Source organism: Massilia sp. CT11-108, from assembly GCF_047302915.1.
Lineage (GTDB): Bacteria > Pseudomonadota > Gammaproteobacteria > Burkholderiales > Burkholderiaceae_D > Telluria > Telluria orientalis.
This window is the reverse complement of the sequence record NZ_JBKYMO010000169.1, coordinates 1-11,424: the sequence shown is the minus strand read 5'-3', so window position 1 is coordinate 11,424 and position 11,424 is coordinate 1. Positions and strand designations below refer to the sequence as shown.

The 11,424-nt window shown below is 67.0% G+C and carries 8 protein-coding genes and 1 pseudogene; 4 read left to right on the top strand and 5 right to left on the bottom strand.

Translation table 11 applies throughout. The features are described from left to right. A partial coding sequence (locus ACEN88_RS15090; RefSeq protein ID WP_413340800.1) for an ATP-binding protein occupies positions 1-2,586 on the top strand: 2,586 nt, incomplete at its 5' end. On the opposite strand, the gene ACEN88_RS15085 is transcribed toward ACEN88_RS15090, so the two are convergent. Both ACEN88_RS15085 and ACEN88_RS15080 read right to left on the bottom strand, forming a co-directional pair. Further along, on the bottom strand, positions 2,583-3,527 hold the full coding sequence (locus tag ACEN88_RS15085) for a D-2-hydroxyacid dehydrogenase (protein WP_413340798.1): 945 nt from the start codon (positions 3,525-3,527) through the stop codon (positions 2,583-2,585). The genes ACEN88_RS15090 and ACEN88_RS15085 overlap by 4 nt on opposite strands. Positions 3,528-3,644: 117 nt before the next feature. Beyond that, complete coding sequence (locus ACEN88_RS15080; protein WP_413340797.1) at positions 3,645-3,971, bottom strand: hypothetical protein; 327 nt, start codon at positions 3,969-3,971, stop codon at positions 3,645-3,647. 211 nt (positions 3,972-4,182) lie between these two features. Between ACEN88_RS15080 and ACEN88_RS15075 the strand changes: the two genes are divergently transcribed. After that, a complete protein-coding gene (locus ACEN88_RS15075) occupies positions 4,183-5,853 on the top strand; it encodes a M28 family metallopeptidase (RefSeq protein ID WP_413340795.1) in 1,671 nt (556 codons plus the stop codon). A 115-nt stretch (positions 5,854-5,968) separates the two neighbouring features. Further along, a complete protein-coding gene (ligD, locus tag ACEN88_RS15070; RefSeq protein WP_413340794.1) occupies positions 5,969-8,572 on the top strand; it encodes a DNA ligase D in 2,604 nt (867 codons plus the stop codon). 35 nt (positions 8,573-8,607) lie between these two features. Here ligD and ACEN88_RS15065 read toward each other — a convergent pair whose 3' ends face one another. From ACEN88_RS15065 to ACEN88_RS15055, 3 genes are read right to left on the bottom strand one after another with little or no spacing between them, the layout of a single operon-like run. Continuing rightward, a complete protein-coding gene (locus ACEN88_RS15065; RefSeq protein WP_413340792.1) occupies positions 8,608-8,880 on the bottom strand; it encodes a hypothetical protein in 273 nt (90 codons plus the stop codon). Next, positions 8,881-9,984 (bottom strand): Ku protein, encoded by a 1,104-nt coding sequence (locus tag ACEN88_RS15060; protein WP_413340790.1) that lies wholly within the window; start codon positions 9,982-9,984, stop codon positions 8,881-8,883. An 18-nt stretch (positions 9,985-10,002) separates the two neighbouring features. Beyond that, complete coding sequence (locus ACEN88_RS15055; RefSeq protein WP_413340788.1) at positions 10,003-10,974, bottom strand: SDR family oxidoreductase; 972 nt, start codon at positions 10,972-10,974, stop codon at positions 10,003-10,005. Positions 10,975-11,121: 147 nt separating this feature from the next. On the opposite strand from ACEN88_RS15055, the pseudogene ACEN88_RS15050 reads away from it, so the two are divergent. Next, a pseudogene (locus ACEN88_RS15050) lies at positions 11,122-11,424 on the top strand (GGDEF domain-containing protein); the annotation flags it as partial.

Below are 11,424 nucleotides of genomic sequence, written 5' to 3'. Positions count from 1 at the left end.
CCCAGCGGCCTGTCGTGGCGCGATCCGGCGACGGGCCGTTTTACACCCGTGCCGCTCGGGCGCGAGGCGGGCGCCAGCTGGGTCCAGGCGCTCACGCTCGACCGCACCGGCGCGCTGTGGATCGTCACGCGCGGCGGGCTGTTCATGGTGGCGGCGGACGGCACGCTGCGCGGCTGGCGTCACGACCCGGCGCATCCGGCCAGCCTGGGCGACAACTATGGCTTCGCCGTGTTCGAGGACCGTGCCGGCACGATCTGGATCGGCACGGAGAATGGCCTCGACCGCTACGACCGCGCGACGGACACGTTCACGCACTTCCGCCACGACGCGCGCGACCCCGCGAGCCTGGGCCACAACCGCGTCTATTATCTGTACGAGTCCGCGCGCGGCGACCTGTGGGTCGGCACGGCGGGCGGGCTGCACCGCATGCAGCGGGAGCCGGGCGGCAAGACGGTGTTCCGCCGGTTCCCCGTCGCGCCCACGCGCGAGCAGGTGCCGATCGGCGGCATCCTCGAAGACGGCAACGGCCAGATCTGGGTCAGCACGACGACGGGCCTCACCCGCGTCGATCCGGAGACGGGGCGCTACAAGAATTACACGGCCAAGGACGGCCTGACGGACGGCTCGTACTTCGTCGGCTCGGCGGCGCGCGGCGCGGACGGCGAGCTGCATTTCGGCGGCATCAACGGCATGACGTCGTTCCAGCCGGAGGACATCCACGACAACCCGTTCCCGCCCGCCGTCGTCATCACCGACTTCCTCGTGTTCAACCGGCCGCGCGCGCTGCCCGTCGCCGCCGACCGCCTGCGCGACATCCGCCTGAGCCACCGCGATTCCGTGTTCACCCTGGAATTCGCGGCGCTGCACTACGCCGATCCGCAGGCGAACCGCTACGCCTACCGGCTGCTCGGCTTCGACCGGGACTGGACCGAGACGGACGCCCGCAAGCGCTTCGCCACCTACACGAACCTCGATCCGGGCGAGTACGTGTTCGAGGTGAAGGCCGCCAACAAGGACGGCGTGTGGAGCGAGCGTCCGGCTACCCTGAACATCTCGATCCCGCCGCCGTTCTGGGCGACGTGGTGGTTCCGGCTGCTCGCGGCGAGCGTGCTGGCGACCATCGCCGTCGCGCTGTACCGCTTGCGCGTGCGCGTGCTCGTGCAGCAGAAGGCGCGCCTGGAACGCCAGGTCGGCGCGCGCACGGCGGAGCTGGTGCTGCAGAAGGAGCGGGCGGAACAGCGCAAGCAGGAGGCGGAAGCGCAGAAGGAAGCGGTGGAGCAGGCGCGCCGCAACATCGCGCTGCTGTCCGACATCGGCCGTGAACTGACGGCGAACCTCGACGGCGAGGCGATCATGGCCAACGTGTACGGCCAGGTGCGCCAGTTGATGGACGCGCCGCTGTTCGCGATCGGCGTGGCGCGCGTGGACGGGCCGATCGACTACCCGTACGTCGTCGCCGACGGCCGCCGCGTGCCCGACCAGGGGCGCTTCCCCGCGCGCGTGCGCGGCCTCGGCGAATACTGCCGCGTGACGGGCGAGGAGATCCTGATCGGCGACCTGGCCCGCGATTACGCCCGGTTCTCGGGACTCGTGCGCGACGTGCTGGGCGCGGATCCGGCCAGCACGGATGCCGACACGCTGCCGGCGCCGCGCTCGCTGATGGTCGTGCCGATCCTCGTGGGCCAGCGCGTGCTGGGCGTGATCACGGTGCAGAGCGGCCGGCCCGGCGCGTACCAGAACGTGCAGCTCGACATGCTGAGCACCCTCGCGTCCTATGTCGGCGTCGCGCTGGACAATGCGGACGCCTACCGCCAGCTGAAGGAAACCCAGGCCCAGCTGGCCGCGCGCGAAAAACTCGCGTCGCTCGGCGCCCTTGTCGCGGGCGTCGCGCACGAATTGAACACCCCGATCGGCAACAGCCTGCTGATGGCCAGCACGCTGGAAGAAAAGACGAACGCGCTGGCCGACCGCTTCGCGCACAACGCGCTGAAGAAATCGGACCTGGAGACGTGGATCGCGGCGGCGCGCGAAGCGGCAAGCCTCATCGTGCGCAGCCTGCACGGCGCGGCCGATCTCGTGAACAGCTTCAAGCAGGTGTCGGTGGACCAGGCCAGCACGCAGCGGCGCCGCTTCGACCTGGACCAGGCCTGCCACGAGATCGCGGCGACGATGATGAACCAGGTGCGCCGTGCCGGCCACACGCTCGACCTGCAGGTCCCGGCCGGCATTGCGATGGACAGCTATCCCGGCCCGTTCGGCCAGGTCGTCATCAACTTCATCAACAACGCGCTGCTGCACGCGTTCGACGCGCCGGGCGGCCGCATGCGCATCCAGGCCCGGCCGCTGGACGGCGACCGCGTGCGCATCGAATTCTCCGACGACGGCCGCGGCATCGCGCCGGAGCACCTGTCGCGCATCTTCGATCCATTCTTCACGACGCGCATGGGGCAGGGCGGCACGGGCCTCGGCCTCAACATCGCGTACAACCTCGTGACCACGCTGCTGCAGGGGACGATCCGGGTCGAGAGCCGGCCCGGGCACGGCACGGTGTTCATCGTCGAGCTGCCGCTGCGGGCAGACGGCTAGACCGTGTTGGTCGGCTTTCCGGCCACCCACGCCTCGAGATTATCGACCAGCATGTCGGCCAGGGTCTGCATCGCGCCGCCGCTGGCCCACGCCACGTGCGGCGTCAGCACGAAGTTCGGCAACCGCAGCTGCAGCAGCGGGTTGGCCGGCACGGGCGGCTCCTTGCTCAGGACGTCGAACCCGGCGCCCGCGATCGTCCCGTCCGTCAGCGCCTGCGCCAGCGCCGCTTCGTCGACGAGGCCCCCGCGTGCCGTGTTGATCAGGATGGCGCTTCTCTTCATCGATGCGAGCTCGCGTGCGCCGATCATGTGGCGGGTCTGGTCCGTCAGCGGCAGGTGCAGGCTCACGACGTCCGACGTGGCCAGCAGTTCATCCAGCGGCAACTGCACCACGTCCGTGTCCGCCACGGGCGAGCGCGACGTGACGGCGACGTCCATGCCGAACGCGCGCGCGATCTGGGCGACGCGGCGCCCCAGCGCGCCATAGCCCACGATGCCGAGGCGGCTGCCGGCCAGGTCGCCGATCGGGTGGTCGAGCAGGCAGAAACGTGTCGACTGCTCCCAACGCCCGTCCTCGACGTCGGCCACGTAGGCGCGCAGGTTGCGGCGCACGGCGAGCAGCAGCGCGAAGCAATGTTCGGGCACGGAGACGAGCGAGTAGTTGCGGATGTTCGCGACGACGATGCCCCGCTCGCGGCAGGCGGCGAGGTCCACGTTGTCCGTGCCCGTCGCGGCCACGGCGATCATCTTCAGGTCCGGCAGTTGCGCGATCGCGTCCGCGCGCAGCGGCACCTTGTTCGTGATGGCGATGGTGGCGCCGCGCAGGCGTTCGACGACCTCGTTCGCGTTCGTGGCGGGGTAGTCGCGCCAGCGGTGCTCGAAGGATGGCTTGCGGATGGTGGCGATCAGGCTGTCGCGGTCCAAAAAGACGATGTCGTGCATGGTAGTCCCGGCTGATAACGGACTGCCATTGTAGATCGCGGACGAAAAAAAGACAGGGCGAACCCTGTCTTCGGAGGATGGAGGGGCTTGAGCCGGTTGTGCGCTACCGGAGGGGACTTACCTGGCAGCGGCGGCTTTCTGGTCTGCGTGTGCCTCGGCCTTGTCGGCTGCGGCTTCCGCCTTGGCTTTGGCGGCTTTCTTGTGTGCTTTGGCTTTCGTCTTCGCGGCGTCGGCCTTGGCGACGGCGACGTCCGCATTGGCTTCGGCGGCTTTCTTCTCCAGCTTCGCGTCGGCCTTCACGTCGGCCTTCTCTTCCTTGGCCTCGGCCTTCGCCGCTTTCTTGTCGGCCTTGACTTCGGCATGCGTGGCCGGGGTGGCGGTCGTCTGGGCGTACACCGAGGTGGCGAACAGGCCTGCGATCAGGGTGGCGACGATTTTGTTCATGGCGGCATTTCCTTCAGGTGTCGTTAAAGTGTGCTACTGGGCCAGAAACGCGGCCATGCGGCGCGTGGTTGACGATCCTTTACATCCCGTTACAAGTGTACGTACGGAAATCCTTTTGTCGGAACGATGTTTGACAGTGGAAATCATTCGAACGATACTTTGGCGGCACTATCCGTGCCCATCCAATAATTCGACGCCCAAGAGACCGCTCGTGACACTACAAACTTCCCTCCGTACCACCCTGACCGCCATCGCGCTCGCCACCGCGGCGCTGGCCGCCCAGGCCGCAGACGCCGTCCACATCGATCCGAAAATCCTGTCGCAGGACGTGAAAGTCCTGTCGTCCGACGCGTTCGAAGGCCGCGGCCCGAACACGGCCGGTGAGACGAAGACCGTCAACTACATCATCGAACAGTTCAAGCAGGCCGGCCTGCAGCCGGGCGGCGACCTCGTCGACGGCAAGCGCGGCTGGACGCAGGACGTCCCGCTGGGCCGCTTCGAGATCAGCGGCCCGGTCGACGTGTCCGTCACGGCCGGCGGCACGACGAAAGCCTTCACGCAGGGTAACGAAGTCGCCGTGCGCGCCGCGATGACGGGCGCGAAGAGCGTCGACTTCAAGAATGCGCCGCTCGTGTTCGTCGGCTATGGCGTGACGGCACCGGAACGCAAGTGGGACGATTTCAAGGGCCAGGACCTGAAGGGCAAGCTGGCCGTCGTGCTGATCAACGACCCGGACTTCGAGACGGGCAAGGGCGACTTCGGCGGCAAGGCCATGACCTACTACGGCCGCTGGACCTATAAATTCGAGGAACTGGCACGCCGCGGCGCGCTGGGCACGCTGATCGTCCACGAGACCGCGCCCGCGTCGTACGGCTGGGCCACGGTGAAGAATTCGAACACGAACGTCCAGTACGACATCGTGCGCAAGAACCCGCTGGAAGCGCACGCGCCGGTGGAAGCGTGGATCCAGCGCGACGTCGCCGTCGACCTGTTCAAGCGCGCCGGCCTCGACTTCGACAAGCTCAAGAAGCAGGCGCAGGCCCGCACCTTCAAGCCGGTCGAGCTGAAGGGCGTGACGATGTCCGCGCACTACGCCGTCGACGCCAAGGTCATCACGTCGAAGAACGTGCTGGCCGTGCGTCCGGGCAGCGCGCACCCGGACCAGGTCGTGATCTACAGCGGCCACTGGGACCACCTGGGCGTCGGCCTGCCGGACGCGAAGGGCGACAAGATCTACAACGGCGCCGTCGACAACGCCACCGGCATCGCCGCGCTGCTGGAACTGGGCCGCGCCTACGCCAAGGCGCCGGCGCCGAAACGCAGCGTCGTCTTCCTGGCCGTGACGGCGGAAGAGAAGGGCCTGCTGGGCTCGGAATACTACGCGAACAACCCGGTCTACCCGCTGGGCAAGACGGTCGGCGTGATCAACATGGACGCGCTGAGCCCGTACGGCCCGTCGCGCGACTTCACGATCTCGGGCAGCGCCAAGCTCGAACTGCTCGACCAGCTGGTCGCGAAGGCCAAGGCGAACGGCATCCGCTACTCGGCCGACCCGAAACCGGAAGCGGGCCACTTCTTCCGCTCCGACCACTTCCCGTTCGCCAAGCACGGCGTGCCGGCGATCTCGTTCGGTTCGGGCGAGGACTGGGAGCAGGGCGGCGTCGCCGCGGGCAAGGCCGCCGAGGACAACTACGTGTCCGTCGCGTACCACCAGCCGGCCGACGAATGGAGCGCCTCGTGGCCGTTCACCGGCATGGCGCGCGATCTCGGCGTGCTGTATTCGGTGGGCCGCGACCTGGCCGATTCGGGCGCCTGGCCGAACTGGTCGAAGGACTCCGAGTTCCGTGCGGCACGCGACCAGACCGCATCCGACCGCAAGTAATCTGCAATCCAACGTGGGCTCGGGGAGCCCACGCGCACCACATAGAGTTAGCCAGCGAACAGTCGCGTCTGCAGCTACTGCCTACACTAAGGCAAATTGCTGCAGAGGTGATGCCATGCCCGACCCGTTAAAGCTGTACAAGGCCAAGCGCGATTTCAAGATCACTGCCGAGCCCGCAGAGGGTGGGGAGGTCAGCAAGGGCCTTCTCACCTTCGTGATCCAGAAGCACTGGGCTTCCCGCCTGCATTACGATTTCCGTCTGGAACTGGACGGCGTCATGAAGAGCTGGGCCGTACCGAAAGGCCCCAGCTACGATACCCACGACCGGCGCATGGCCGTGCACGTGGAAGACCATCCCATCTCGTATTCCGATTTCGAAGGCACCATCCCGCCGCACCAGTACGGCGCAGGCAAGGTCATCATCTGGGATAAAGGGACGTGGGAGCCCGTCGGCGACCCGCGCCAGGGTTATAAGAAAGGTGAGATCAAGTTCGAGATGCACGGCCACAAGATGCACGGCCGCTGGGTGCTCGTGCGGCTGCGCGGCCACGAGGACGACAAGCAGGAACCGTGGCTGCTCATCAAGGAAAACGACGAATACGCGAGGCCGGCCGCCGAATTCTCCGTCGTCGACGAATTCCCCGACAGCGTGAAGGACCTGCCGATGCCGGAGCATGGCGCCGAGGTGAAGGTGGAGGAACTGAAGGCCGACAAGTCGGCGCCCGGAAAGGCGGCGAAACCGAAGCGCGGCGTCATGCCCGCCGGCGCCGTCAAGGCCGACCTGCCGGAGACGCTGACGCCCGAACTGGCGACGCTCGTCGACGGCCCGCCCGCCGATCCGGAAAACTACATCTACGAAATCAAGTTCGACGGCTACCGCATGGTCGCGCGCGTGCAGGGCAAGGACGTCCGCCTCGTCACGCGCAACGGCAACGACTGGACCGACAAGCTGAAACCGCTGCAGCAGGAAATCCGCCGGATGAAACTGCCGGACGGCTGGTACGACGGCGAGATCGTCGTCCACGACGAGAACGGCAAGCCGAATTTCAACCTGCTGCAGCTGGCGTTCGACGGCTCCAACAGCGCGCAAATCGTTTATTTCATATTCGACGCCCCGTACTTCAAGGGCTACGACATGCGCGACGTGCGGCTCGACGAGCGGCGTCCGTTGCTGCAGGAGGCGCTGGCGGCGCGGCCGTCGGACACGGTGCGCTTCTCCGCCGAATTCGGGACGGACCCGGCGCAGCTCGTCGTGGCCGCGTGCCAGATCGGCCTGGAAGGCGTGATCGGCAAGCGCAAGGACTCGCGCTACGTCACGCGCCGCTCGCCCGAGTGGATCAAATTGAAATGCGGCCAGCGCCAGGAATTCGTCATCGGCGGCTACACCGATCCGCATGGCGCCCGCACGGGCATCGGCTCGCTGCTGCTCGGGTACTACGACAAGGACGGCGTGCTGCGCTACGCCGGCAACTGCGGCAGCGGGTTCAACGGCGCCTCGCTGCGCCACATGCGCGAGGTGCTGGAAGCGATCGAGACGGACGAGAATCCGTTCCCGGCGCGCGCCGTGCCGGGACGGACGAACCACTGGGTGAAGCCGGACCTGGTCGCGGAAGTCAGCTTCTCGGAATGGACGGCCACCGACTCCATCCGCCACCCCGTGTTCCAGGGCCTGCGCAAGGACAAGCCGGCGAAGAGCGTCGTGCGCGAACTGCCCAGGCACATGCAGGAGGCACCCGTGGAAAATGCGAAACCCGCCCCTGAACAGACGACGAACAAGCGGACGGCCAAGAAGGCCGAGCCGGAGAACGGCTTGCCGGGCAATCTGCCCGCCACGTTCAAGGTCACGCACGGCGAGCGCGTGATGGATGCGGAAAGCGGCGTCACCAAGGTCGAGATGGTGCGTTACTACGCGCTGGTCGGCGAACTGATGATGGAACACCTGAAGGGGCGCCCGGTCTCGCTGGTGCGCGCGCCCGACGGCATCGGCAAGGAGCTGTTCTTCCAGAAGCACGTCGCGGACACCGCGAAGATGCCCGGCGTCGCGCAGATGGACCAGGCGCTCGACCCGGACCACCCGCGCATGACGGAGATCGCGACGATCGAAGGCCTGCTGTCCAGCGCGCAATGGAACGTCGTCGAGATCCACAGCCAGAACGCGACGTCGAAACACTACGACACGCCGGATCGCATGGTGTTCGACCTCGACCCGGGCGAGGGCGTCGAGTTTGCGAAGGTGCGGGAAGCGGCCCAGCTGGTGCGCGCGTTCCTGGAGGAGCTGGGGCTGAACCCGTTCCTCAAGACGAGCGGCGGCAAGGGCCTGCACGTCGTCGTGCCGCTGAAGCCGAAGCTGGACTGGGACACGGTGAAGGATTTCTCGCGCGCGATCGTGACGCATCTCGCGAAGACGATCCCGGACCGCTTCTCCGCCAAGAGCGGCGCGAAGAACCGCGTGGGCCGCATCTTCATCGACTACCTGCGCAACGGGCGCGGCGCGACGACGGTGGCCGCGTGGTCGGCGCGCGCGCGTCCGGGCCTGGGCATCTCCGTGCCCGTGCGCTGGGAAGAACTGCCGAAGCTGAAGTCGGGCAGCCAGTGGACAGTCAAGAACGTGCACACCCGGCTGGACGAGGGCAATGCGCCGTGGGCGGACTACGACAAGAGCGCGGTCACGCTGACCAGGGCGATGAAGGCGCTGGGGTTCAAGGCGGAGAAAAAATGATCGTCGCCCCCGCGGAGGCGGGGGCACAAGCGCTGCTAGGCGCCGGCGGCCTTGTCGTCCGCCGGATCCCCCCGCTCGTTGCGGAAGATCGCGCGCACGTTCATGGCGGCGAGGCCGGCCTGCAGCGCGATCAGCGCCCACGCCTCGTCGTGCACGCCCCACACGATCCACAACACATTACTCAGGATGAAGGTCCAGAACCCGACCACGCGTTTCTTCGCGTGCCGGGCGCCGACGAGGAAGGCGGCCACTAGCGTGACCGCCATCGCGGGCCATTGCAGCAGGTCCAGCAGCGTATCCGGATCCACTCAGGCGGCCTTCCTGCGCCGGGCGGGCGCCGCTTTCGCTGCGGGTTTTGGCGCGGCTTTCGCGGCGGTTTTCTTTGCCGCCGTCTTCGCCGCCGTCTTCGTCGCGGCCGACTTGGCCGCTGTCGTGCCCGCTGACGTACGTTTTGCGCTCGCGTGCGTGGCCGCATGCGAAGGCGCCTTGCGCGCGCGTGGCGGAGGCCGATTGCCCGTGTCCTTGTCGGTATCCTCGTCGTCCTCAGACGGTTTCCTCGACTTGCGCGGCGGCGGTTCGTCGTCGTCATCGTCGTCCGCCGCGGCGGCTTTGGAAGGCTTCTTGCCGAGGCTGGCCTGCAGCAGCGAGACGAGGTCGATGACGTTCGACTTGGCGGGTTTCTCTTCTTCCGGTTCCGGTTCGGTGAGCGTCTTGGTCTGGTTGGCGGCGACCTTCTTCTTGATCAGCGCCATCACGTCCTCGCGGTACGTGTCGCGGTACTGCTGCGGCTTCCACTTCTCGCTCATGCCTTCGACGAGCGCCCTCGCCATCTGCAATTCCTTCTCCGTGACCTGCGCGGCCTTCGAGTCCGCCGCCGGGATCTTCAGCTCGTCGGTGGGACGGATCTCGTCCGGGTAGCGCAAGGTGTTCAGCACGATGGTGTCGCCCACGCAGACGAGGGCGGCGAGGTGCTGCTTGACGCGGATGACGACGTTGGCGATACCGATCTTGCCGACGTCGCGCAAGGTCTCGCGCAGCAGCGCATAGACCTTGTCGCCGCCCTTGCCTGGCGCGAGGTAGTAGGGCTGTTCGTAGTAGATCAGCGGGACCTGTTCGGCGTTCACGAACGCGAGGATGTCGATGGTCTGCGTCGCGTCCGGGTTGGCGCGGCGCAGGTCTTCGTCGGACAGGACGACATATTCGCCGTCGCTGTATTCATAGCCCTTGACGATGTCGTCCCAGGACACCTCCTTGCCGGTCGCCTTGTTGTAGCGCTTGAAGCCGATCGGCGCGAAGTCGCGCCGGTCGAGCATCGACAGGTCGAGCCCCTGGTCGCTCGCCGCCGGATACATCTCGACCGGGATGTGCACCAGCCCGAAGCTGATCGCACCTTTCCACATGCTGCGTGCCATCTGGAGCTCTCCTCGAGGTTATTCGCCCACCGATCCCGTGATCGGGAGCACGACGCCGGTCACATAGCCGGAGCAGACGTTCGAGGCCAGGTAGACGTACGCCGGCGACAGCTCTTCCGGCTGCGCGGGACGGCCGAACGTCGTACTCTGGCCGAACTTGGTGATGTCTTCCGGCGACTGGTCGGCCGGGTTCAGCGGCGTCCACACGGGGCCCGGCGCGACGGCGTTCACGCGGATGCCCTGGTCCAGCAGGTTGGCGGCGAGGGACATGGTGAAGGCGTGGATGGCGCCCTTGGTCGTCGAATAGTCGAGCAGCTTCTTCGACCCCTTCAGGCCCGTCACGGAGCCCGTGTTGATGATCGCGGCGCCGCGCTTCATGTAGGGCAGGCAGGCCTTCGCCATGTGGAAGTAGCCGTAGATATTCGTGCGCATCGTCTCGTCGAAGCGGTCTTCCGTCAGGTCGAGCAGCGACTCGGCGTGTTCCTGGAACGCGGCGTTGTTGACGAGGACATCCAGGCGGCCCCACTTGGCGACGATCTGGTCGACGGCCTGCTGGCAGAATTCCATGTCCTTCACGTCGCCGGCGACCGTCACGCATTTCGTGCCCTCGGCCTCGATCAGGCGCTGCGTCTCGGCCGCGTCCTCGTGTTCGTTCAGGTACAGGATGGCGACGTCGGCGCCTTCGCGCGCGAACAGGATCGCGACGGCGCGGCCGATGCCGGAATCGCCGCCGGTCACGATGGCGACCTGGCCCGCCAGCTTGCCGCTGCCCTTGTAGTGCTCGGCCATGAACTTCGGCTTCAGCTCCATCTGGGCTTCGATGCCCGGCTTGGCCAGGTGCTGGGCGGGGAAGTCGCCGCTGGGCTGCTGGATACCCGTCTGGGCTGCGCCGCCCGACCCCTGGTCACCCTTCTGCATGCTGGCGTCAGCCTGGTCCTGGCGGTTCTGAATGGCCTTCTGCCTGTTCGCTGCGTCGTCCTGTATTGCCATGGTGCTCTCCTTGTGCATGATTCCGCCAGTATTCCCGCCTGAAGGACGCGCTGACGGTGCGCTTCCACACATTGCGAGCATTTGCTGGCCGTTACAGGTGCTTTGTGGCAAACTTGTTAGCGTAACAAAGTATTCCAGAGGTGATTCATGCTGCAGCAGACCGCGATTTACCTGAGTCCGATGGCGCAACGGCGCGCCGAATTCGGGGACGCCTGCGCCTCCCTGTTCGCACGCCTGCACCTGGCCGACAGTGCCGACGTCGCCGCGAGCCTGCTGGCGCGCGAGCAGCCGGACCTGCTCGTGATCGACCTCGACCGCTTCGAGCCCAGCATCGACGCGGAAGCCCTCGGCGACCTCGTCGCCCGCCGTGCCGGCGCGCCCGTGCTGTTGTTATGTCCTTTCGCCGGCGCCGCCTGGCTGCCCGCGCTGATGGCGCACGGCCCCGTGCAC